Origin of the sequence: Spirosoma sp. 209 (genome assembly GCF_002006735.1) — a bacterium.
In the GTDB taxonomy this organism is placed as follows: Bacteria; Bacteroidota; Bacteroidia; order Cytophagales; family Spirosomataceae; genus Spirosoma; species Spirosoma sordidisoli.
This window is the reverse complement of record NZ_MVEC01000009.1, coordinates 176,498-199,556: the sequence shown is the minus strand read 5'-3', so window position 1 is coordinate 199,556 and position 23,059 is coordinate 176,498. Positions and strand designations below refer to the sequence as shown.

At 56.5% G+C, this 23,059-nt stretch carries 17 protein-coding genes; 9 read left to right on the top strand and 8 right to left on the bottom strand.

Features of this window, described 5'->3' with window-relative positions:
- Positions 1–121: 121 nt before the first annotated feature.
- Both dxs and B1C80_RS16125 read left to right on the top strand, forming a co-directional pair.
- Positions 122–2,056 (top strand): 1-deoxy-D-xylulose-5-phosphate synthase, encoded by a 1,935-nt coding sequence (dxs, locus tag B1C80_RS16130; RefSeq protein ID WP_077922216.1) that lies wholly within the window; start codon positions 122–124, stop codon positions 2,054–2,056.
- A 111-nt stretch (positions 2,057–2,167) separates the two neighbouring features.
- Complete coding sequence (locus B1C80_RS16125; protein WP_077922215.1) at positions 2,168–3,424, top strand: aspartate kinase; 1,257 nt, start codon at positions 2,168–2,170, stop codon at positions 3,422–3,424.
- A 22-nt stretch (positions 3,425–3,446) separates the two neighbouring features.
- On the opposite strand, the gene B1C80_RS16120 is transcribed toward B1C80_RS16125, so the two are convergent.
- On the bottom strand, positions 3,447–4,478 hold the full coding sequence (locus B1C80_RS16120; protein ID WP_077922214.1) for a type IX secretion system membrane protein PorP/SprF: 1,032 nt from the start codon (positions 4,476–4,478) through the stop codon (positions 3,447–3,449).
- A 233-nt stretch (positions 4,479–4,711) separates the two neighbouring features.
- Between B1C80_RS16120 and B1C80_RS16115 the strand changes: the two genes are divergently transcribed.
- The gene (locus B1C80_RS16115) at positions 4,712–8,413 is read left to right on the top strand and encodes a PKD domain-containing protein (protein WP_236648808.1); all 3,702 of its coding nucleotides are present in this window, start codon (positions 4,712–4,714) and stop codon (positions 8,411–8,413) included.
- Positions 8,414–8,513: 100 nt separating this feature from the next.
- Positions 8,514–9,542 carry a Holliday junction branch migration DNA helicase RuvB gene (gene ruvB / locus B1C80_RS16110; protein ID WP_077922213.1) on the top strand — a complete coding sequence of 343 codons (1,029 nt, stop codon included), beginning with the start codon at positions 8,514–8,516 and terminating at the stop codon, positions 9,540–9,542.
- Positions 9,543–9,658: 116 nt separating this feature from the next.
- Here the strand turns inward: ruvB and B1C80_RS16105 are convergent, their stop codons facing one another.
- The 4 genes from B1C80_RS16105 to era all read right to left on the bottom strand — a co-directional run bounded on the left by B1C80_RS16105 (position 9,659) and on the right by era (position 13,533).
- A complete protein-coding gene (locus B1C80_RS16105) occupies positions 9,659–9,967 on the bottom strand; it encodes a helix-turn-helix transcriptional regulator (protein WP_077922479.1) in 309 nt (102 codons plus the stop codon).
- Positions 9,968–10,193: 226 nt separating this feature from the next.
- Positions 10,194–11,135 (bottom strand): DMT family transporter, encoded by a 942-nt coding sequence (locus tag B1C80_RS16100; protein ID WP_077922212.1) that lies wholly within the window; start codon positions 11,133–11,135, stop codon positions 10,194–10,196.
- A gap of 89 nt (positions 11,136–11,224) precedes the next feature.
- Complete coding sequence (gene der, locus B1C80_RS16095; RefSeq protein WP_077922211.1) at positions 11,225–12,532, bottom strand: ribosome biogenesis GTPase Der; 1,308 nt, start codon at positions 12,530–12,532, stop codon at positions 11,225–11,227.
- 80 nt (positions 12,533–12,612) lie between these two features.
- A complete protein-coding gene (era, locus tag B1C80_RS16090) occupies positions 12,613–13,533 on the bottom strand; it encodes a GTPase Era (protein WP_077922210.1) in 921 nt (306 codons plus the stop codon).
- Between the two features lie 596 nt (positions 13,534–14,129).
- Here era and B1C80_RS16085 point away from each other — a divergent pair.
- The 5 genes from B1C80_RS16085 to B1C80_RS16065 all read left to right on the top strand — a co-directional run bounded on the left by B1C80_RS16085 (position 14,130) and on the right by B1C80_RS16065 (position 18,297).
- The gene (locus B1C80_RS16085; RefSeq protein ID WP_077922209.1) at positions 14,130–14,588 is read left to right on the top strand and encodes a group I intron-associated PD-(D/E)XK endonuclease; all 459 of its coding nucleotides are present in this window, start codon (positions 14,130–14,132) and stop codon (positions 14,586–14,588) included.
- 154 nt (positions 14,589–14,742) lie between these two features.
- A complete protein-coding gene (locus B1C80_RS16080) occupies positions 14,743–15,498 on the top strand; it encodes a hypothetical protein (protein WP_236648807.1) in 756 nt (251 codons plus the stop codon).
- Entirely contained in the window at positions 15,495–16,763 is a 1,269-nt protein-coding gene (locus B1C80_RS16075; protein WP_077922208.1) for a glycerophosphodiester phosphodiesterase, read from the top strand. The genes B1C80_RS16080 and B1C80_RS16075 overlap by 4 nt, the downstream gene beginning before the upstream one ends.
- A complete protein-coding gene (locus tag B1C80_RS16070) occupies positions 16,750–17,415 on the top strand; it encodes a hypothetical protein (protein WP_077922207.1) in 666 nt (221 codons plus the stop codon). Before B1C80_RS16075 ends, B1C80_RS16070 begins: the two co-directional genes overlap by 14 nt.
- A gap of 45 nt (positions 17,416–17,460) precedes the next feature.
- Positions 17,461–18,297, top strand: coding sequence for a metallophosphoesterase (locus tag B1C80_RS16065; RefSeq protein WP_077922206.1), 837 nt, complete (start codon positions 17,461–17,463; stop codon positions 18,295–18,297).
- A 24-nt stretch (positions 18,298–18,321) separates the two neighbouring features.
- Here the strand turns inward: B1C80_RS16065 and B1C80_RS16060 are convergent, their stop codons facing one another.
- The 3 genes from B1C80_RS16060 to B1C80_RS16050 form a co-directional block, all read right to left on the bottom strand.
- On the bottom strand, positions 18,322–20,808 hold the full coding sequence (locus tag B1C80_RS16060; protein ID WP_077922205.1) for a TonB-dependent receptor: 2,487 nt from the start codon (positions 20,806–20,808) through the stop codon (positions 18,322–18,324).
- Between the two features lie 375 nt (positions 20,809–21,183).
- A complete protein-coding gene (locus tag B1C80_RS16055; protein WP_077922204.1) occupies positions 21,184–21,948 on the bottom strand; it encodes a hypothetical protein in 765 nt (254 codons plus the stop codon).
- A gap of 85 nt (positions 21,949–22,033) precedes the next feature.
- Positions 22,034–22,987, bottom strand: a complete 954-nt coding sequence (locus B1C80_RS16050) for a hypothetical protein (protein ID WP_077922203.1) — start codon at positions 22,985–22,987, stop codon at positions 22,034–22,036.
- Positions 22,988–23,059: the final 72 nt, after the last annotated feature.

Here is a 23,059-nt window from a genome sequence, read left to right as displayed (position 1 = left end):
TTTTCATAATTGGCAAATTTAGTCGTACTTTCGCACCCCCAGTGGATGAGCAAACAGCCGAAGGAAACATTGTACTTTGTACGTTTGTTGTTGTGAGACAGACGTTTTTCTGCTACCTACCATGCTGATTACCCCCGGCCCCCTGTTAGCCACCGTTAACACGCCTGATGATCTTCGAAAGCTCAGCAAGACCCAGCTCCCGCAACTTGCCGATGAACTCCGCCAATTCATTATCGACGACGTGTCGGTCTATGGTGGCCATTTCGGGGCCAGCCTGGGCGTGGTTGAGCTGACTGTTGCCCTGCATTACGTCTTCAATACACCCGACGACCAGCTGATCTGGGACGTAGGTCACCAGGCCTACGGACATAAGATTCTGACCGGTCGGCGGGATCGCTTCCATACCCAGCGGTTCTACAAAGGCCTGTCGGGCTTTCCCAAGCGAAAAGAGAGTGCGTACGACGCGTTTGGTGTCGGACACTCCTCAACCTCCATCTCGGCAGCGCTGGGCATGGCGGTGGCTTCGCAGCTTCAGGGAAATACCGAGCGGAGCCACATTGCGGTTATCGGCGATGGCGCCCTGACCGCGGGTGAGGCTTTCGAGGGCATGAACCATGCCGGCGCTACCGACAGCAATCTGCTCATTGTCCTCAACGACAACTGCATGAGCATAGACCCCAACGTGGGCGCGCTTCGGGAGTACCTGACCGACATTACGACATCGCAGACGTATAACAAGGTCAAAGACGAGATCTGGAATCTGCTGGGCAAAATGGACAAGCTCGGCAAAACGGCCCAGGAACTGGTATCGCAGGTGCAGTCGGGCATCAAGAGTTCGCTGCTGGAACAGAGCAACCTGTTCGAGTCGCTCCACCTCCGCTATTTTGGCCCGATCGACGGACACGATATCGATCATCTGGTCAGTGTGCTCGATGATCTGAAACATATCCCCGGCCCCAAGCTGCTGCACGTGCTGACGGTGAAGGGAAAAGGATACGCGCCTGCCGAGAAAGACCAGACCAAGTGGCACGCGCCCGGTCTGTTCGACAAGGTGACGGGGGTGATCCAGAAAAAAGTATACGATACGCCCCAGCCGCCCAAGTATCAGGACGTGTTTGGCAATACGCTGGTCGAGCTGGCTCAACAAAATCCGCGCGTCGTGGGGGTTACGCCAGCTATGCCCTCGGGTTCATCCATGAATATCATGATGAAGGCCATGCCCGACCGCGCCTTCGACGTCGGTATTGCCGAGCAGCATGCTGTTACGTTCTCGGCTGGTATGGCAACGCAGGGCGAAGTAGTGTTCTGTAACATCTACTCGACTTTCATGCAGCGGGCCTATGATCAGGTCATCCACGACGTTTGTATTCAGGAGCTGCCGGTTGTCTTTTGCCTCGACCGCGCCGGTTTTGCCGGAGCCGACGGGCCAACGCACCACGGTGCCTACGACCTGGCCTACATGCGCTGTATTCCCAATATGATCGTGGCCGCGCCCATGAACGAACAGGAGCTGCGGAACATGATGTTCACGGCGGCATCGGACGAGGTTCAGCAGGGGAAACAGGCGTTTACGATCCGGTACCCACGGGGCGAAGGCGTTATGCCCGACTGGCGCACACCGTTCGAGAAACAGGTGGTGGGCAAAGGCCAGATGATCCAGGACGGAGAGGATGTAGCTATTCTGACCATCGGTCACATCGGAAACTACGCCATTCAGGCCACGCAGATGCTGGCTAAAGAAGGTGTCAAACCGGCGCATTTCGACATGCGTTATGTGAAGCCTCTCGATGAGGAGCTGCTCCACCAGATCTTCAACCGCTTCGATCGGATCGTTACCGTCGAGGATGGCTGCGTTATGGGTGGGTTTGGCAGCGCCGTGCTGGAGTTTATGGCCGAGCATGGCTACATGGCCCGCGTGAAGCGGCTGGGTATCCCCGACGCGGTTATCGAACACGGCGAACAGATTGAACTACACCGCGAGTGCGGCTTCGACCCGGCCGGTATTGCCGAAGCCGTTCGTGAACTGCTGTTTACAGGTCGGCCGGTCGTCGTATAAGAGTTATTATCAGCAACACGGGTTGAACCGGTCAGACCGATTGGTACGGAAACCATAGCCGTTCTAATCCGTCTGATGGGTTCGGCCCGTGTTTGTGTCGTTTATAGACCTATGAAAGTTTTCAAGTTTGGGGGTGCGTCGGTAAAAGACGCGGCCGGCGTGCGTAATCTGGCCGATATTGTTCAGACCCAGGGTCAGGGTGCCGTTGTGGTTATTTCGGCCATGGGCAAAACAACCAACGCGCTCGAAGCGGTGGTGCGGACCTATATGAACCGGCAGGCCGACGAGTTGCAGCACAACCTGCAAACCCTGCAAACCTACCACGAGTCGATCATGGGCGAACTGGCAGGGGGCGATTTCTCGGCTGTTCACCAGACCCTCCGTACGCTGTCCGACTACCTCCGCCGGCCGCCATCGGCCCGGTATGACGAGACCTACGACCAGATCGTATCGATAGGGGAGTTACTCTCGACGCAGATTGTAGCTGCTTACCTGAGCCATATCGAATTGCCGGTCCGGTGGGTCGATGCACGTGAAGTGGTTCGTACTGACGCCACCTTCCGCGAGGGGCGGGTAGACTGGGACGCCACCCAACAACGTATAGTGAAAACCGTAACGGGTCCGGTGACAACCATTACCCAGGGATTCATTGGGCAGACGGGTTCGCCCGACGGGACCGGCTACCGTACAACGACACTCGGCCGCGAAGGATCCGACTATACAGCCGCTATTTTTGCCTACTGCCTCGATGCCGAAAGCGTAACGATCTGGAAAGACGTACCGGGCGTACTCAACGCTGACCCCAAATATTTCGACGAGACAGTGCTGCTTGAGAAGCTGACTTACCAGGATGCTATCGAACTGGCGTATTACGGCGCGACGGTTATTCACCCCAAAACGATGAAGCCGCTGCAGAACAAAGGGATTCCGTTGTACGTACGATCGTTCGTACAGCCCGGCGCGCCAGGTACGATGATCGGCCATGTAGAGCAGCGACTCACCACCCCGTCGTTTATCTTCAAAGTAAATCAGGTTTTGATTTCGCTGCACCCGAACGATTTCTCGTTCATAGCCGAAGATAACCTGAGCCGGATATTCGGACGGTTTGCGCAGGTAGGGGTAAAAATAAACCTGATGCAGAACACGGCCATCAGCTTCTCGGTGGTGGTCGACAACAACCCCGACCGGTTGCCAGCCTTACTGACGGTGCTGCGGCAGGATTTCCGGGTAACCTACAACGACGGGCTGGAGCTGATCACGATCCGGCACTACGACCAGCCGACCATCGACCGTGTACTGGTCGATAAGAAACTGCTGCTGGAGCAGAAAAGCCGCTATACGGCGCAACTGGTTGTCAAGAACCTGTAAGAGAGAGAATCAACACACCCCGTCAGAATTTGGGGCAGGGCAGTTTCTTGCTGCGTTTCCGTACGCCAGCGCGACGACCTTCGGGTTTCTCGAAAATGTACGACAGCGACAGTTCGTGCGAGCCTCCGCTGTTGCCGAGCGTCGATACGGTCACGTCATAGCTGTAGCCAATGGAGAACTGGTCCATGCGGTAGCCAGCCAGCAGCGCCAGCGCATCGTGGTTGTTGATGGTCTGATTGTACTTCTTGAACGGGATGCCGCGGTAGTAGGCACCGACTGTCAGCGGAGCGTAGGTCAGGTAAGCGCCCAGATCCAGCTGATCATATTTGCCCTGAAACTTGTAAAGAATCACCGGCGAGAAGCTGATTTCGCGGTCCTGCTCGTCGGCTAGTCCCGTGAAGCCCATCAGCGGAATACGCAGCCCGGCGTGAATACTGCCCTTCATGGGTAACCGATCCTGACCGCCAACAAAAAATCCCTGGTCGGGGCGGTTGATGTGGTGAGCCGCAGCGCCAATCCAGAACCAGTCGGAATAGAAGAGCCCGCCCGTTGAAAAGTCGACGTATTTGTTGCGGGGCATGCCACCCTGTAAGGTCGGATCGCCTGATACGCTGCCGGTAATGAAGCCCCGGTCGGTGAACTGATCGCCGGTTGTCAAACCAAAGTAGTTGATATTCCGGTTAACATAGGAGCCTTGCAACCCTAACCGCATAAAAGAGGTCTCACTAACCTGGAACTGGTAAGCATATTGCAGGCCAATTTCTGTCGACTGGATGCGGCCCTGGCCCTGATTATCGTTCATGATCAGCAAACCGACGCCACTGTTGAAGCGGTCGATGTAATGATCCACACCAACCATGCTGGTTACGTAGTTCGTGATGGCAGGCCACTGGTTCCGGTAGTTGGCGGTGATGCGCGGAGCCAGCGCCGACCCGGCAAACGCTGGATTCAGATACTGCGGGGCCGCATAGAACTGCGTAAACTGCGGGTCCTGCGCAACGGCCAGCCGGGCGAGGGCCAGCGCCCACAACATCAGTACGTATTTCTTACTCATATGGATTAACTCGGGCAAAGAATGGGCCAATTTTTAGACTTGCAACGCTGGCAGCGAAAAACCAGTATTAGGGGCGGAAACAGCCTATAAAATTAGTCGGTTTCATTGCCCTTTAACGGCCAACAGGCGATAAAATTTTAGAGCAACTGCTTCGTTTATACTAACGTAATGCCCCCGTTGTCTGTTATGTGGAGGGTTGAATTTGAGTAGAGCGGGCTTTTCAGTGATCATACATGTATACGTCTAATGGGTTTACTCGGTTTGCCGGCCTTTGGCTGGTGCTGTTTCTGCTGGCAGGACTGACAACAGCCCTGGCGCAGCGGGGATTCAGCGTGAGTGGCAAAGCCTGTGTTCCCGATCAGGAGTGTAAGGCCGATTCGCTGCTGTTTACCGATAGTGTCAGTACCGGCGTAACGACCCGGGTCTGGAATTTTGGCGATGGCGGAACTAGCGGAACTGGTGGAACGTCGCTTACCACACAGAATAATACCTTTGCCCGTCATGTCTACCAGACCGCTGGTACTTATACGGTTACTCTGACCCGAACGCTTAGCGGCACAGTTACCCAAACCGTAGAGCGGCTGATCACCATCAATAACCGGCCCCAGCCTTTTGCCAGCTGGCGGACCGATACCACCATCTGTATCGGCGAGCGAATTACCCTCGATCCCTACGCGAGCGGCCCCCCGCCTTCAGGCTACAAATTTCTCTGGTACCCCAAAGGCGATACGACCCAGACTATACAGGTCGATAGCTCGGGTTGTTATTCTGTCGAAGCCATCGACCCCAATACGGGCTGCTCGTACCAGGACCGAATCAACGTGTCGGTCTGTGGTGAACGGCCGCAGTCGCAGGGGGTGAAATGGTACTTTGGCCAGAACGCCGGACTCGACTTTGCCGGGGGCGGTAATCCGGAACCAATCGAAGACGGTACCCTCAACACCATCGAAGGCTCGTCGTCCATTGCCAATACCAAAGGCATACTGCTGTTCTACACCGACGGAATAACCGTATACGGCAAAGACGGCAAACCACTCAAGTCGCTGGACCCGCGCGACTCGTCGGCTACGGCTACGCCCATTCCGCTGGGAGGTAATAAAAACTCTACCCAATCGGCGCTCATCGTTCCCAAACCCACCTGCCGGGGCTGCGAGTACCTGTATTACATCTATACCACCTCGGAGGTGCGCGGCCAGAAACAGCTGACCTACAGCATTGTCGATATGCGACAGAATGGCGGTAAAGGAGCCGTTGTCCAGAAAAACATTCCGGTTACCGAGCCGGGCAAAGGAACCGAGCAATCGGCCTCGGTCCGCAACGACCGCGACTCTACCTACTGGGTCATCACCCGCGTTTTCGGTACCAATCAGTTTGAAGTCCGACACCTGACCCGCGAAGAAAATCCGTCTGTAAAGACCTTCACTGGCGGACAAACGCTCGACTCACTGGCCAACGCCGAAGGCTACATCAAGATCGGCCCGGCCGATACGACCGGTGGGAACGCAGGCAACCGGCCCATGGCGGTCGTGGTACCCGGCCCACCCAAAAACTCCGTCGATCTGTTCACCTTCAACGATTCGACGGGTAACCTGACCTTCGATCGAACGATCGATCTTGGGCCAGCCCCGCCCAAAGCCTACGGGGTCGAGTTCTCGCCCGACGGCAAAAGCCTGTACGTAACCATGCTGGCCGATACCAACGCCGATGGAAGCCAGAAGGGCTCGTCGTACATTTTTAAATACGACCTTAACCTGCGCGACTCGCTGCTGACCCGATCCCGAACGGTGGTAGACAGCAGCACCACCCGGCAGTATGGCTCCATCCAGATCGGTCCCGATGGTCGGATCTACGTAGCCATTCAGGGCAGCAGCTCGCTGGGCACCATCGAGAATCCGAACGGCGGTCTGCTCGACAGTTTGCGGTTCAACCCCGAGGGGCAGTCGCTGGGCGGCAAAACCAGTCAGCTGGGTCTGCCCAACCTGGTGGCCAACTTCAACGATCCGTCAAACGGGCCGGGCTTCACCTATGCCGACACCTGCGCCAACCAGCCAACCGTTTTTCAGGCCAGTCCGAACTGTCCGAAGCTGAAAGAAACGTATACCTGGAACTTCGGCGACGGCAGCGCCCCCGTTTCGACCACGGCCCTGCAGCCGCAAACCCATACGTACCGACAACCGGGCGATTATTCGGTCAGCCTCCGGATCGTTACCCAGCTCAGCAACGGCCGCGGTATCTGTAAAGACACGACCATTACCGATACCATCACGATTGTTGAAACGCCACCCGATATAAACCTGGGCGCCGATACGGCCATCTGTAACAAAAAAGGTCTGACGCTCGATCTGAAAGTGGAGGCTAAACTGTACGTCTGGCTCGTAAACGGGCGCGTGGCGGGCAGGCAAAAGACCCTGACCCTGACCCGACCGGGCTTCTACGACGTGGTAGGTATTGCAGCCAACGGAGGCTGTTTCAAGACCGATACCATCGAAGTGCAGATCCGGCCGGTTCCCTCGCTCGACCTGGGTCCCGACACCGTGTTCTGCTACCGATCGGCCGTGACGCTGACGGTGCCGCAGATGCGCTGGACCCAGTTCCAGTGGAGCAACGGCAGCACGGAACGAAATTCACAGGTGTCGCAGGCGGGTACGTACTTCGTTACGGCTAAAGACAACATCGGCTGCGAAAATTCCGATACGATTCAGGTCAACGAACTGCCAAAGATCACGCTTCGTGCCGCCCTGACCGGCCCCACCGCCTGTACTACGGCCAACGGCACCATTGAGCTGACAGCCAGCCCGGTAGGCAGCTATACCTACGTCTGGAGTGGCGGGGCGGGCGCTACCCTGCCCGCTACGATCAACCGCATAACCGGTCTGCCCGAAGGGAATTACGCCGTAACGGCCACCGACACCGTGTATGGTTGTGAAGCCGACAGCTCCTTTACGCTCCGGTCGCCGATCAATCAGCTGGCTATCTCGCCCACGGTACGCGATGCGCTCTGTAGCCAGCCTAACAGCGGTACAATCAGTCTGCGGGTTACGGGCGGTACCGCCACCGCCTACGTCTGGCTGGATCGGAGCAACAATCCGGTATCGACCAGCGCCGTATTCAACACGGCTGCGCCGGGCGTTTATCAGGTGCAGGTGACCGACCAGAACGGGTGTAAAGCCAGTCTCGACAGCATAGCCGTCGGGCTCGACAGTACGGGTTTTGCCCGCCTTGGCCCCGATACGCTCAAGTGTCTGGGCAATCCGGTTACGCTGGCTCCGCGCGAGGGCGATGTACCGGGCAACGTATACCAGTGGAGTACGGGCGCTACCTCGCCAACCATCTCGGTCACCCAGCCGGGCGCTTACAGCCTTGTGGTGCGCAACACGCAGAACGGTTGCGTCGGCCGCAGCTCGGTCCGCGTCGGCGATCGGCCACCCCCGCAGTTCTCGCTCACCCGCGAAGCCTCCTTATGTGAAGGCGACCAGGGCATTGTTCAGCTATCGGCAGGCGGAGCACCGACGCTGCGGTACCGCTGGCTCAGTCCGCGAACCGATACGACCCAGCGGATTACCGTCAGTCGCGCCGGCGACTATAGCGTGCGCGTAACCGACGTACAGGGCTGTACGGCCGTAGGCACCTCGCGGGTGCTGAATCTGTGCGAACCGCGTGTCAACGTGCCGGATGCCTTCACGCCCAACAACGACGGGGTAAACGACCAGCTTCAGGTCTTCACCGCCTACGTGATCGAGTACGAGTTCAAGGTCTATAACCGCTGGGGTGAAGTGATCTTCGTGAGCAACAGTCCGGAGCAGCGATGGGACGGAACTTACAAAGGAACGATGTACCCGGCCATGGTTTATCCGTATACGGTAACGTACAAAAGTGAGTCGTTTCCGGACCGCGGAAAGATGGTAAAACGGGGTACTGTAATGGTCATTCGCTAGCGGAAATACGGGCTTTTTTTCGTAAATTTGAAGGAAAGGCCCCGCCCGAATACCCCGACTTTTCGGGTCGAAACGGGCGGGGTCTGTACGGAAAAAAACTATGCGAAACGACTTTCTGAAAGGCTCTACCGACGGCATGACCGCCACCGATAAGGAGATCGAACGGGCGCTCCGGCCGCTCTCGTTCTCCGACTTCACGGGCCAGGCCAAAATACTCGACAACCTGGAAGTGTTTGTGCGGGCGGCTCAGCAGCGGGGCGACGCGCTCGACCACGTGCTGCTGCACGGCCCGCCGGGCCTGGGTAAAACCACCCTGTCGCACATCGTAGCCAATGAGCTGAACGCCAATATCAAGATGACCTCCGGGCCCGTGCTCGACAAGCCTTCCGACCTGGCCGGGCTGCTGACCAACCTTCAGCCCAACGACGTGCTGTTCATCGACGAGATACACCGGCTCAACCCCATCGTGGAAGAGTATCTGTACTCGGCCATGGAAGACTATAAAATCGACATCATGCTCGACTCGGGCCCGAACGCCCGTACGGTACAGATCAAGCTGAATCCGTTTACGCTGATCGGCGCTACGACCCGCGCTGGTATGCTTACGGCACCCCTGCGCGCCCGCTTCGGCATCAGCTGCCGGCTCGAATACTACGACGCCCGGCTGCTGACCAGTATCGTGCAGCGCTCGTCGGCTATTCTGGGAACACCAATCGACGAAATGGGCGCCTACGAGATTGCCCGCCGGAGTCGCGGTACACCGCGTATTGCCAACAACCTGCTCCGCCGTACCCGCGACTTTGCGCAGGTGAAAGGCAACGGCTATATCAACGTAGAGATTGCCGAGATTGCCCTGAGCGCGCTCGAAGTCGACCAGAACGGTCTCGACGATATGGACAACCGGATTCTGTCGACCATTATCGAGAAGTTCAAGGGCGGCCCCGTAGGCCTGTCTACCATCGCAACAGCCTGTGGCGAAGAGTCTGAAACCATCGAGGAGGTATATGAGCCATTCCTGATTCAGGAAGGCTTTCTGAAGCGAACGGCGCGTGGCCGGGAAGCCACCGAAAAAGCCTACATCCACCTGGGGGTTGTACCCAACTACAAGACTGGCGATCTGTTCGGGTAAGCCCGGTACTGCATAGCCAAACGGTCGCCAGGAGCGGGACAGTCCAGCACTTGTCCCGCTCCTGGCGACCGTTTGGCTTCTGCGAGGCTACGTTGTAATGGATAGCCTGCAAATGCCTAGTTCAGAATTTTACTCTTGTAAATGCAGTCAATGACGTCAGAAACTGCCGAGTCAACCAGAAAATAGTAGATGTTTTTGCCGCTGCGCCGGATGTCCAGTATGCCTTTATCGCGCATGTTGATCAGGTGGTGCGAAATAAGCGACTGTTCGGCATTCAGGTTTTTGTAAATGGTTGACACATTTAGTTCGGTACTCTCGTTCAACATCTGAATGATTTTGATACGCAGCGGATGAGCCACCGCTTTGAGTACATATGCGGCTTTGTCTATGCGCTTTTCATCGTCCATTACTTTGTCTGTAGCCATGATTTTATAGTACAACGAATGCCCTCTAATGTTGAAAAGATAGGTTAAATTCAAACGGCTCGCTCGAATAAGCCCTTGAACGTGAGTAGTATTTATTTAATGGTTGGTTCTCTAATCCTATTTTATAATGTAAGCTTGTTGATTATTATATGATTTCTTTAAAAGGTATACTACCCAACTATATACTTAGGCGAATATGATAGTTATACACAAACGTAGAGGTGAGTCAGTTAGCCGGTTTATTGCCGCGCCAGCCAATCAGAAAAACGCCGGTCAAAACCAGTAAGGTGCCCACCATCTGTTGCCAGCTTATTCTTTCCTGAAGGATAGTGGTTGACAGAACGATGGTGAAAATAGGGCCTATGCTACCGATGATGGAGGTGTTGCCGGAGCCGACCCGCCTGATGCCTTCGGCCATCATAAAGGTAGGGATTACGGTAACGAAGATGCCCATGCCCAGCCCAAGCGCGTAGACGGGCCAGGGGTAACCGCCCAGCTGCAGCCCGTTCTCCAGGGCGCAGTGCAGCACCGTCGGTACCGTAGCCGCCATCATCGCATAACAGGTAAAGCGCTGCGGACCAACGCCCGCAATGACCCGATCGCTGCCTACGAGGTAGATAGCGTAGACCAGCCCGCTCAGCACCACCCAGAACCCGCCCAGCAGCACATTGGTCTGCCGGGTCGTTTCAACGTTGCCTACAAACGCGATCAGGATACCCGCGTAGGTCAGTAACAGAGCCAGCAGCTGAAGCCGGGTTACCCGCCGGCCAAACCCCAGCGCATTCATCAGCAATACGAAGGTGGGGTAGGTGAAGAGCAGAATGCGTTCCAGGCTGGCCGTAATGTAGACCAGACCCAGAAAGTTGAAGAAACTGGCGAGGTAGTAGCCCGTAATGCCCAGGATGACCAGCAATCCCCACTGCCGCCCCGACAGCGAAGGGGCCGGTGCCGTACGCGACAGATGCACAGCAATGCCTATGTAGAAAGGCAGCGCAAACAGCATCCGGAGCGTCAGCAACGAAATGGAATCGATCGAATACTGATAGGCCAGCTTGATCAGGATACCTTTACAGGCAAAACAGAAGGCCGACAGAAAGACCAGCAAAAAGCCGATCCATGACGATCGGCTGGTACTGGTCGGCCGGACCCTTTCGTGTTGAACAGACATGCGTGAACCGGATAAACAAGTCGGCTTCGGAACAGGGTAACACAAACGAACATGGCCCGGCCGCGCCGGCGGAAGCGCACCCGGCTCCGTTACTTCTGGCGGAAAAACAGCGTCAGCGGCACCCCCTCAAAATCGAAGTGGGCACGGAGCTTGTTTTCCAGAAAGCGCTGGTACGACTCGGGCACGTACTGGGGCAGGTTGCAGAAAAACACAAACGTTGGCGAAGGTGTTGGCACCTGCAGCATGTATTTGATCTTGACGTGCTTACCCTTCAGCGCCGGGGGCGGATAGGCTTCGATCTCGGGTTGCATGGCTTCGTTCAGTTTCGACGTGGCAATCCGTTTGCTCTTGTTCTCGTACACCTCCATGGCCTTTTCCATGACCTGGAAAATGCGCTGTTTTTCGTGGACTGAAGCAAAGATGATGGGCAGGTAATCGATCGGCATCATCCGTGCAATCATCTCTTTCCGGAGAATATCGGCGGTACGGTGGTCTTTCTCGACGGCGTCCCACTTGTTAACCATGATCACTACGCCTTTTCGGGCTTTCACGGCCTGGCCAATGATGTTGAGGTCCTGCGCTTCGAGCCCCCGCGTGGCATCGAGCATGATGATACAAACGTCCGACTCTTCCATGGCCTTGAGCGACCGGAGGGTGGAGTAGAACTCTACGTTATCCTGAATGCGCGCTTTCCGGCGGATACCGGCCGTGTCGGTCAGGATAAAATCTTTTCCGTAAGCCCGGTAGCGGGTGTTGATGGCGTCGCGGGTGGTGCCGGCAATGTCGGTTACGATGCTGCGCTCCTGCCCAGTCAGCACGTTCAGGAACGACGACTTACCCACGTTGGGGCGACCCAGAATAGCGATGCGCGGAATACCGGCGTCGGGATCTTCGACACCGGGCCCCTGAAAATGCTTGACCACTTCGTCGAGCAGGTCGCCGGTCCCGCTGCCGGTCATCGACGAAACCGGGTACGGCTCGCCCAGGCCCAACGCGTAAAACTCGGCCGCTCCCTGCGAGCGGTCTGAGGTTTCGGCTTTGTTGGCTACGACATAGACCGGTTTTTTGGTCCGGCGCAGCACGTCCGCAAAATCTTCGTCGAGGCCGGTAATGCCGGTCTGGGTATCAACCATAAACAACAGCACGGTCGACTCCTGAATGGCAATCTGGACCTGCTCCCGAATCGATTCTTCAAATACGTCGTCAGACCCGACAACATAGCCGCCCGTGTCGATAACGGTAAAGTAGCTGCCGTTCCACTCGGCGGTGCCGTAATGCCGGTCGCGCGTTACGCCCGACTGGTTATCCATGATAGCCTGCCGCTCTTCGATCAGGCGATTAAAAAAGGTAGACTTCCCCACATTGGGGCGTCCTACAATAGCAACGATATTAGCCATTTTTCTGAATGATGAATGATGAGTAATCGGCAACGAGTGGGCCGCAGGAACGCGGCCGCACTGATCAGTCCTAGCTCATCCTATTCGTCGTACCCCAGCCGCTTGAGCATACGCTCTTTCTGACGCCAGTCGGGTTCTACTTTTACGAATTGTTCGAGGAATACTTTTTTGCCGAAGAACCGCTCGAGTTCTTCGCGGGCCATGATACCCGTTTTTTTGATCATCTTACCGCCTTCGCCCAGCAGAATAGCCCGCTGGGTAGCCCGTTCGACCAGAATTTCGGACTGGATAACGATAATGTCTTCTTTCTCCTTGAAACCGATAATAACCACCTCGCTGCTGTACGGAACCTCTTTCTTATAGTTGAGGAATATCTTTTCGCGAATGATCTCCGACGCAAAAAACCGCTCGGGCTTATCGGTCAGTTCGTCTTTGGGGAAGTAGGGCGGGTGCTGGGGCAGGCGGCTGATGATTCCTTCGAACACCCGGTCGATGTTGAAGCCGTTCAGCGCCGAAATCGGCATAATCTCCTGCGCATTGAAGTTCTCCTGCCAGTACGTCATCTTCTCTTCAACCTGCTGCTGGGTAGCCTGATCAATTTTGTTGATCAGTAACAGGACGGGCACGTCTGATTTCTGGAGTCGGGCAATGACGTCGTTTTCGTCATGCTGCTCAAAGATGTCGGTCACGAACAGGACTACATCAGCATCTTCGATCGAGCCGCGCACGAAGCTCATCATCGACTCATGCAGTTTGTACTGCGGCTTGATGATGCCCGGCGTGTCGGAGTAAACGAGTTGAAATTCCTGCCCGTTGTGGGTGCCGTTCAGGATGCCCATGATGCGGTGACGCGTGGTCTGGGCCTTGGCCGTAATGATGCTCAGGCGTTCGCCAACGAGCTGGTTCATCAGGGTCGATTTGCCAACATTGGGTTTGCCCACAATGCTGACGAAGCCGGCCTTATGATCGGCCGGAAAATTTTCTACAGTCTCTGTACTCATACGAGGTGATCCCGCTGGCTTGATTACCAGCAGCTTTCTCTAACCAACCTTCCCCTTTCAAGAAACGTTTCAGAAAGGCGTAAACTTTTTTTTAACAAAGGTAGTTGTATTTACAGAAAGTCGCCGTACTTTTGCAGTCCAAACATCGCGGGATGGAGCAGTTGGTAGCTCGTTGGGCTTAAGGTTGTCAGCAATGACAACAGCAGTTGCAGAGTCAGTTCAGGTTGCAAGCACATTGTTGCCTGGCGAATGGAAAGATTCAGACTTTGTCAACTCTTGGGCGGTACCGGGGGAAACGCCGGTATGTTAACCTGCCAAATTCGGGGAAGCCGTTCGTGTGGTAATCCCGAGCCAAGCCGGAGCGAAAGTTCCGGAAGGTGTAGAGACTGAATGGTAGGCACCCTAACGTAGAGTCGAGGGTGAAGAGACAGTCCAGACTACAAACTCCGATAATTCGGAGGCAACGAAAGTTGTAGTGGTATGCATAACCCAAAGGTCGCTGGTTCGAGTCCAGCTCCCGCTACTAAGAAACCCCACTGAAGTTCAGTGGGGTTTTTCTTTGTCTTTACTTTATTTGTCAACCAAATAGAGATGTAATGTTGACAAAGCAGAAGGGCGACATCGCCGAACAGGCTACTGTCTTACAGGCCTTACGGCAAGGATGGGGCGTATGCAAACCAATTGGAGACCGCTTGCCCTATGATCTGGTGTTCGATGTAGATGGACGATTGATCAAAATTCAGGTTAAAAGTGCCTGGTTTGACGATAAGCGGGGTAACTACGTAGTTGATACGCGTAGAACGAAAACTAACCGGCGAGAAATGATCCGGGATACGTACTCGCCAACGGATTTCGACTTTGCAATCGTTTATATCGACTCACTCCACGTCTTCTACGTCATTCCTATCCACTGCTTTATCGCCTACGGGTCTGAAATACATCTAGTTGAAACGGTTAAAAGACAACGAAAGCCCAAGTCAGCCATGTTTCGGGAAGCCTGGTCGCTATTAGAAGCTGCTTCGCTGAGTAGACTAGTTCAGGTAAAAACCAGTTAGGAGCGGTCTGCGCTGCTGAAACGTTACCTTTCCTGGATCAGATCGTACCAGAGCGCGCTGAATAGAGCGTGGCGCCGGTTCTGACAGACGGGCCCCACAACATATGTCCGCATCGGGCAGTTATGGTAGTCAACCTCCATTCAGCGTTTTCGATATGACTCTACACCTACGATCCGGCGGGTCGGCTCTGTTACTGGGCTGGCTGGTGTTCTGCGGCTCGGTGGCCCTGGCCCAACGGGCTGCCCGGCCGTATGAGCCACCCGCCGATTACCAGCCGGGTATCTACTTCCCGCAGGCACCCCGCCCCGGTGAGTGGCGCAAATCGATCGGGCTGATCTTTACCTCTACCCCCCCCGAAATCACCGAAGAAATCCGGCTGCTGGTACCGGCCATCGATGTCAACCTGCAACACGGGCTGTCGAAGAACTGGTACCTGAGCGCCCGGCTACAGACGCAGATTGTGCAAAGCAACCTGGCCCTGGGTGTGCGCTATGCCACGCCCGTAACCGAAAAACTCTATGCGGGACTGGGTATCGACGGTATCGGCTGGTTCGGGGCGCTGGCTATCAAAGATGTGTTCAACAGCCAGGCGGGTGGACTGGAGGCCATTCCGCATGCAACGCTAGGCTATCGGCTCACGCGTGATCTGCAGCTGACCTTTCGTACCGAAGCCATTATGGATCTCTATTACCGCTCAACGGTAGGGCCGCTGGCGGTAGAGTATGACCAGCGACGGCTCAACGGCGTGGCGTTTACGTTTGCCCTGGAGCAGCCTTTCTATAAACAGCAGCACGTAACGCTGGGGCTGCGGGCGGCCTATTCTAATTTCAACTGGCAGTTCTGGTCGCTCTACGACACGTTCGAACGCGACTTTTTTTATCCACAACTCTTCTTCGGATTTATTTTATGAAGCCGTTTTACTACCTGCTGGTCGGCGGCCTGAGCTGGCTGTTGCTACAGGCCTGCCGCGAGCAATACGAAGCGCCGATTCCCTACGAGTTTTCCGGACAGACCGGCTCGGGGCGGTTTACGGCGCCGGTGCGGCAAACGATGGAGGGGGTTTATACGGTGACAGACGGGGTGGGTGAGTTTGGGGCGCAGGTAGCGCTCAAATGGACCTACGTACTGAACGGAGCCGACACTACCCACTATTTATCCATTTTTTCGGGCAACGAAGCCGGTTTTTTCAACCTCGAGAATGATCGGAGCGTCGATAGTCTGGTCGTAAGGGGCTACTGGCGCAAGCTGGTCAACACCGATACGGGCCTGGCCCGGCTGGCCCTGCGCACGCGCCGGAACGGGCAGCTGCAGCGGTTTACGGGCACACTGGCGGTAGGCGATACGCTGGTGCTGGAGGGCTTATACGGAACGGGTACAGCCAGTCCGGACCAGCCCCTGACCCTGACCTACAACCGGCCGCTGAATCCACGTCCGTTCGCTATTCTGGCGCATCGCAGCGGTGGCCGCACATCGGATCTGCTGTCGGTATCGGAAAACTCCCTCAATATGATCCGGCTGGCGTCGAGGCTGGGGGCCACCGGCATCGAAATCGACATCAAGTTTACCAAAGATGGCGTACCGATCCTGTACCACGATAACCTGCTGAACCTGCGGCTGATCCAGAAGAACGGGCTCGAAGGGCCGGTAGAAGAATACACCTACCAGCAGCTGAACACGCTCGTGCGGCTGGTCAACGGCGAAAAAATACCGACGCTGGAAGAAGCGCTGGAGACGGTGCTGACCAGTACAACCCTGAATTTTGTCTGGCTCGACACCAAGTATGACGGGCCTATGGATAAAGTACAGGCCATTCAGCAGCGGTTTCGGCAGCGGGCCATTGCGAGTCGGCGCGACCTGCGGATCGTGATTGGTTTGCCCACGACCCAGGCGGCTGATGCGTACCGGGCGCTGACCAACAAAGAAAACACACCGGTACTGAGCGAGCTGGATACGGCCATTACCCGCAGTCTGGACGCGCGCATCTGGGCACCCCGCTGGACACTGGGGCCGCAGCTCGAACAGGTTCGGGCCATGCAGGCCGAGGGCCGAACCGTCTTTGTCTGGACGCTCGATGAGCCCAAGTTTATCGAACAGTTTATTCAGGAGAGCAACTTCGATGGTATTTTGTCCAACTATTCGCCCCTGGTAGCCTATTATCATTATGTGGACCAATAAGCAGATGCGGCTACGGCTATTCCTCCTGCTCCTGACGGCTGCAGGAGCCTCCCGGACAACGCACGCCCAAGCCACCAGTACGACGACCGATTCGGTAACGAACCGGCGCGATCCCTACGCGCTGGTGCTGACGGTGGGCGGAGGGCTATCCTACTACCCGGCGTTTATCGGAGTGCCGCCCGATGTTGACCAGGTAGCCATTAACCGGTCGGGTATACCGGCCACGGTCCGGCTCATGTGGCACCCCGATCACCGGCTTCGGATCGGGCTGGAGAGCGGCCTGGTTCCGTTGTACAATTACCGCGTTACGGCTGCGGGGGAGCAGGCGCGGGTGGCGGTATCGACCATTCCGGTGCTGGTTGTGTTTTCTATGCCGCTGGCGTGGCTGAGCGGCACCGAGCGCAGTCTGGCCCGGCGGCTGTCGGTGTCGGGCGGTACGGGTACGTATATCATCCGCTCGGATCTGTCGTATCGGGGCGATGTCAACGCGAGCCGGCTGAGTATCGGCTGGATGGCGGCCGGGGCCTATACCCAGCCCATCGGACGTCGGTTCCGGATTGCTACCGAGCTGAAATGGTACAGCATTACCGCAACCAGCGATGCCGTCTTTACGTTACAGCTACAGGCGGTCTGGCGGGCGTTTACGTGGTAGCCAGCGCGTTGTTCTAAAGGTGGGCTATGGCCCGGCGTGTACGTTATGAATGATATTCTTTTTCTGAGTGATACCCAGGCCCCCATGTGGGTCGAGCGGCTGGTGCTGCGAACGCATCAGAATACCAAAGCTACCCAAACCATTTTTACCGAGATTATTCGTCGGAAACCGCCGGTGCTGTACTGGCTGGGCGACATCGTATCCCTGGGCTACCGCAACGACAAGTGGCGCATCATTGATACCTTTCTGGCCAAATGCACCGAGGTAGGCACGGCGGTCTATGCCATCATGGGGAATCACGACGTGATGGGACGCCCCCGCAAAGGAGCCCGTAACTTCCAGCAGCGCTTTCCTGATCACAGTCCTACCGGCTATGTCCAGAAAACGGGCGATGTGGCCGTTGTGATGCTCAATTCCAACTTCAGCACCCTCTCGGTGGCCAATCTGGTAAAGCAGCAGACCTGGTACGAGCAGACGCTCGAAGACCTCGACGCCGACCCATCCGTAGCGGTTGTGATCGTAACCTGCCACCATGCGCCCTACTCCAACAGCAAACTGGTGGGGTCGTCCAAACTGGTGCAGCAGCGGTTTGTGCCGCCCTATACCCGCTCTCAGAAAGCCCGGCTGTTCATTACCGGGCATTCGCACGCGTTCGAGCGCTACGAGTTCGAGGAAAAAACCTTTCTGGTGATCGGGGGAGGGGGTGGCCTGCGCCAGCCGCTCAATATGTCGCCGAGTCGACTGCCCGATCTGGCCGGTACGTACAAGCCGCTCTTTCATTACCTGGCCGTCCGGCGCGAGGGCGATGGTCTGGTGCTCAGGTCGTACTGTCTGAAAAACGATTTTTCGGGCTTCGACGAGGGCTACCAGTTCAGCGTATAACCCCCGTCGAAACCCGCGTTTGTCTTACAGCCGAAGGCCGACCGATACATAACCTGTTCGCCCGTCGGCCGGCAGGATACCGGGGCCTGGGTAACCACCAGCCCGCCGGGTGAAGTAGCGCGCATCGGTCAGGTTATTGACGCCCGTGCGCAGGGTATACCGTTTTTTCAGGATGAGCGATGCCGACAGATCCATCACCTGGTAGGCTGGAATCACCCCTGTCTGTGCGTTGGCACTGGCCGTTTCGGTGTTGTTGGCGTCGCTGTAGGCCCTGCCCACTCGGTTGAGCAGCGCCGTTACGGTCAGGGTTCGGTAGGTATAGTTGGCCCCAAACCGGCCCGTAAAGGCAGGCGCGTTCTCGACTTTCCGATCGCTCAGGTTCGTTTCGGTTACCTGCCCGTTCGAAACCGTACTGCTGCGGAGCGAGCGGTAGCGGGCATCGGTGTAGCCAACGGACGCAAACAAACTCAGATAGCCCACTTTCGAGCGACCCGCGAAGGCGACCACCGGATCGAACTCTACATAAGCCTCAACGCCCTGGCTCACGCTGCGGCCCAGGTTGGTCCGGAACTGGTAGGGCCGGCCAGCCGCGTTCAGCAGGGTAAGCGTACCGATGCGGTCGTTGTAGTTGAGGTAGAAATAGCCAATATCGAAGTTCAGGTATTTCCGGACCGAGCCGCGTATACCGGCATCTACCGAGTAGCCACGGGCATCGCGCAGGTTTTCGTCAACTACGAAGTCGGTAACGGCGGCTGGCGTCAGGTCCGAAAACAAGACCGGCCGGTAAGCCTGGGAGGCATTGCCATAGAGGCTGAGCGAACCCGCCAGTTTATAGTCTGTACCGATACCGGCCAGCACGAACTGCCGGCTGCTCTGCTGGGCAACCTGGTTCTCGGTGCCGTTGGCGTTGAGACTGAACCGACCCGAAATGTCGTTTTGCAGCGACTCCAGGCGCAGGCCGGGGGTTACGGTCCAGCGGTCGGTAATCCGGAAAAGGTTCTCGGCAAACGCGGCTACGTTGGTTACCGACAGGCTCAGATCGCGGGGAAAGCGGTCGGTCTGGAGGTTGAGGTTGAAGTCGGTACCGGCGTCGCCCCGTCCCTGCTGCTGCCGCTGGGTATGCCCGTCGAAATACTTGACGCCGGTCGAGAGGGTGTGCTGTCGACCCAGGAGCCGGTAGCCGGTCAGGAGCCGGAGTTCGCTGCCCCAGTTTGTATAGGTGTCGCGGTCGATCTGGCGGTTGGCGTACTGGCCGGTTATACCGATCAGGTCGGGCGTTGTTATGGCGGAGGTGAAGCCAATGCTGTTCCGGCCGGCTATGAGGCCGTGTACGGTAGCCGTCAGGCGGGTCTGGTCGCTGAAGGCGTATTCGGCCTTGAGGGTCGGTACGGTCCAGGGGGTGCTGAACCAGTTGCGGCTGCGGCTGCTCTGGCGGGCGTTCTGCTGAAACTGGCTGTCGGTGAGACCCCCCGGCTGCTGGCTCTCGTTATACATCCGGGTCAGTTCGGCAGTCAGGCGCAGGCGGTTGGTAACGGCATACGACAGCGACGCATAGCCATTGAAGATGGAATAGCGGCTGTTTTCGCGCCAGCCATCGGCCTGCCGGTAGTGCACGTAGGCGTTGTACTGAAACCGCCCGGCGGTACCGCTGATGCGGTTGTAGGTCGAGAAAAGGCCGTAGCTGCCAACGGTTTGCTGCGTTTCCAGACTGAACGGTTTGTCCTGCGCGGCTGGTTTGAGTACGTAGTTCAGGAGGCCACCAAACTGCGGACCATACTGCAGCGACGCGCCACCCCGTACCAGCTCGATGCGGTCAACGGCTTCCATGGGTGGGTTATAATAGGCTTCGGGGTAGCCAAACGGGTCGGAGCTGATGTCTACACCGTTCTGCCGGACGTTGAACTCCCAGGACCGGTTCGGGCTCAGACCGCGTACGGCCACGCCGACCTGTACGCCCGACCCGTCGTTTTCCCAGACCGTTACGCCCGGTGTTTTGCTGAAAATCTGGCGGGTGTTGTTGGTAACCAGGTTCGCGTCGAGGGCGCTCAGGTTGACGACTTCGGTTTTTTTGCCGGCAAAAATGGCAGTAGCGCTTACGTCGGGCAGGGTTTCGCGTTCGCGGAGGCCGCGGGCCGCTACGATCTTTATCTCGGCCAGCTGCTGAAGGCTCTCGCTGATGGCAAACTGCGCCGTAGTGGTCTCGCGCCGACGTACATTGAGGGTCTGTTCACGGGTTTCAATACCGACTCCCGACACCAGAACGGTATAAGTACCCTCGGGCAGGTTCTGAAACGAGAAGCGGCCCTGCGCGTTTGTCAGAGCCCCCCGAACGGTACCTTTGAGCCGAACTGAGAGGCCTTCGGCGGGCAAGCCCTCGCGGTCCAGTACGGTGCCGGTCAGGGCGCCACCCGGCTGCGAGTCGGTCCGGGGCGCGGGCGGTATCGACGGGATGCTGGCAAAGGAGGACGTGCAAAAAAGGAGAACGCTAAGTATATATACGATGAAATGCATTGCTTGTTTAGATTGATTCGAAACAATGCAAAGGTAATAGTGCTCAGGTTTAAGTCTGTATTAATTAGAATAAATAAAAATAGACATTTTTGGTAAGATACTTTTAATCAGGTAATTAACAGTAAAGAATTACTTAAGCTAATTTGTTAGCTACGAAACAAACTGCCCTGTTTGTCATCCCGACGAAGGAGGAATCTCGAGTTTTCATGCTACCGTGGATATGCTGAACTTAGGATTCCTCCTTCGTCGGGATGACAAAAAATGTGGCTGCCAGTGATTGTATTTGCTTGAACAACAGTCGGTTATTGTGGCGCAAAAAAAGGTCGGAATCCGTGATCCCAACCCTTCGTACAGGTAGTAGGCGTATGCTGGTGATTAGTCTTCGGATACGTTACCGGCACCCAGTTCGGCGAAGAGCGTTTGCCAGTACTGCGTTACGGCCGGGTTGTTCTCGCGCACCGATGCGTTGGGTTCGAAAGGTAGGATCAGGGTGATGGCGGGCGAGCCGATGGTGTAACGCTTTAGCTTCTCCGCGTCGGCTTTGGCCCACTCCTCGGCCTGGGCGTTGTCGCGCGGGGGGACTTTCTGGAAGTCGCGCCGGTCGGATCCTTTTACGCTCTCGATCATATCGCTCAGGTAGTACACCTTCACCGAGAGACCGGTTTCGTTGGCTTTCTGGATAACGGGCAGGCTGGCCCAGATGTCGGTTTCCTGGTTCGACGCCCCCGAGTTCTGCGCCATCAGCTGCTGCAACACCTGTTGTTTGATCCGGGTTCGTTCACGGCCCAGCAGCAATCCGAACTCGGTTTCGGCGGCTTCGCGGTCGGTGGGGCTGGCCGAGCTGACATCTTCGCGCTCGGTCTGGGCGGTAACGTTCAGGGCGCGGGCTTTGCTGGTATTTTCGTGAATGAAATACACGTCGAGCTGATCGCCCTTTTGCTGAATATTCTGATCTACGATGTCGTTGATGGCCTGCTGGTACTTCTGGGCCACAAACGCTTTATTCACGTTTACGCTTCGGGTCTTATCGATAAAAATAAGCGTATAGGTTGGCGTTCCGGTCTGGGTGGCCGTGTCGGTAGACGACGAGCAGGCGCAGACGATCAGCAGAACAACCAGTAAGACAAGATTCGATTTCATGGCGAATGGGGTGGCTTGTGCCCGTTACTCAGCAAGTACGCGTTCGGCAGTGCCTGATGACATCAACGCGTACCGTACTGAAAAATTACTTCATCAACTCGGCCCGCAACGTACTGTCGGCGGGGGCGTTATGTTTCCAATAATCGTTTTGAATGGTTTTTGTTAGAACGGCGCGTGAGGTGAGCAGCGCATCTTTGCTCCGATACGTCTCTTCCCAGCCAACGATTTTGTGGGGAAACGTGCTCTCGAAAACGATCATCAGGGTGCGGTCGTCGGTGGGATACTGGATGGTATAGGCCCTGAGCAGTTTGCCCGGATACAGCACTCCTTCGTAGGCATCGACTTTGGTTTTGGCCAGCAGTGGTTCCAGGGTCGTATGGCGCAGCCGGGCGGTCATCGTACCCGGTACCAGGCGCACCTCACCCGTCGGCAGCTTATCCGGATTCAGCCGAATACGGTTCCAGAGTTCATCTTCGAACCACACTTTGTCGATGGTATAGGCTTCGTCGACTTCTTTCTCGAAGTACGACTTCCCGCTGATCTCGTAGCCGTTGTTGCGGTAGTTGGCCTGGAGGTAACTGTGGCCACACCATTCCTGGGCCGAGGTGCTCACCTTCAGCGTGTTGGGAAACGATGGGTTGTTGATGGGAGTAAAGACCGACGTAAACAGCGAGTAGTCATAGATGCCCGTCACGAACTTCTTGCTCATGTTTGTTTTCAGCACCGGAATGGCTTTGTCGCGGCTCTCGTCGGTTTCGGCTTTAACCTGTTTGTCGGTCCGGAAATCTTCGGTCACGAAAATCAGGACTGCTTCGCCGGGGTTCAGTACGCCGTACTGGGCCTGCTGGAGCCGGTAGTGGTTCAGCTCGGCCTTGCCGGCAAACCAGTAGCCCGCAAAAGCCGGGTTCGGCGGGGCGGCAGCGGGGGGCGCGCTGGCCGGGGTGCTCTGCTGAAATACCGTTGCTTTCATGGCAAAGGCAAATACGACCGCCAGGGCCAGGACTACGAGCAGAAAGTTTTTGGTGATCGTCTGTTTCATGGGGGGAATGGGACCGTCGGGTCCGGCAAGCGCGCAAAATTCATCTAGTTTCTCTTATCTTACAACTGTTTA

Bases quoted from the DNA above. Each gene is read 5' to 3' on its own strand.
- B1C80_RS16115 (WP_236648808.1), top strand. From the start codon at position 4,712: ATGTATACGTCTAATGGGTTTACTCGGTTTGCCGGCCTTTGGCTGGTG.
- B1C80_RS16050 (WP_077922203.1), bottom strand. From the start codon at position 22,987: ATGAAACAGACGATCACCAAAAACTTTCTGCTCGTAGTCCTGGCCCTG.
- B1C80_RS16080 (WP_236648807.1), top strand. From the start codon at position 14,743: ATGACTCTACACCTACGATCCGGCGGGTCGGCTCTGTTACTGGGCTGG.
- B1C80_RS16075 (WP_077922208.1), top strand. From the start codon at position 15,495: ATGAAGCCGTTTTACTACCTGCTGGTCGGCGGCCTGAGCTGGCTGTTG.
- B1C80_RS16100 (WP_077922212.1), bottom strand. From the start codon at position 11,135: ATGTCTGTTCAACACGAAAGGGTCCGGCCGACCAGTACCAGCCGATCG.
- dxs (WP_077922216.1), top strand. From the start codon at position 122: ATGCTGATTACCCCCGGCCCCCTGTTAGCCACCGTTAACACGCCTGAT.
- era (WP_077922210.1), bottom strand. From the start codon at position 13,533: ATGAGTACAGAGACTGTAGAAAATTTTCCGGCCGATCATAAGGCCGGC.
- B1C80_RS16055 (WP_077922204.1), bottom strand. From the start codon at position 21,948: ATGAAATCGAATCTTGTCTTACTGGTTGTTCTGCTGATCGTCTGCGCC.
- ruvB (WP_077922213.1), top strand. From the start codon at position 8,514: ATGCGAAACGACTTTCTGAAAGGCTCTACCGACGGCATGACCGCCACC.
- B1C80_RS16065 (WP_077922206.1), top strand. From the start codon at position 17,461: ATGAATGATATTCTTTTTCTGAGTGATACCCAGGCCCCCATGTGGGTC.
- B1C80_RS16125 (WP_077922215.1), top strand. From the start codon at position 2,168: ATGAAAGTTTTCAAGTTTGGGGGTGCGTCGGTAAAAGACGCGGCCGGC.
- B1C80_RS16060 (WP_077922205.1), bottom strand. From the start codon at position 20,808: ATGCATTTCATCGTATATATACTTAGCGTTCTCCTTTTTTGCACGTCC.
- B1C80_RS16105 (WP_077922479.1), bottom strand. From the start codon at position 9,967: ATGGCTACAGACAAAGTAATGGACGATGAAAAGCGCATAGACAAAGCC.
- der (WP_077922211.1), bottom strand. From the start codon at position 12,532: ATGGCTAATATCGTTGCTATTGTAGGACGCCCCAATGTGGGGAAGTCT.
- B1C80_RS16120 (WP_077922214.1), bottom strand. From the start codon at position 4,478: ATGAGTAAGAAATACGTACTGATGTTGTGGGCGCTGGCCCTCGCCCGG.
- B1C80_RS16085 (WP_077922209.1), top strand. From the start codon at position 14,130: ATGTTGACAAAGCAGAAGGGCGACATCGCCGAACAGGCTACTGTCTTA.
- B1C80_RS16070 (WP_077922207.1), top strand. From the start codon at position 16,750: ATGTGGACCAATAAGCAGATGCGGCTACGGCTATTCCTCCTGCTCCTG.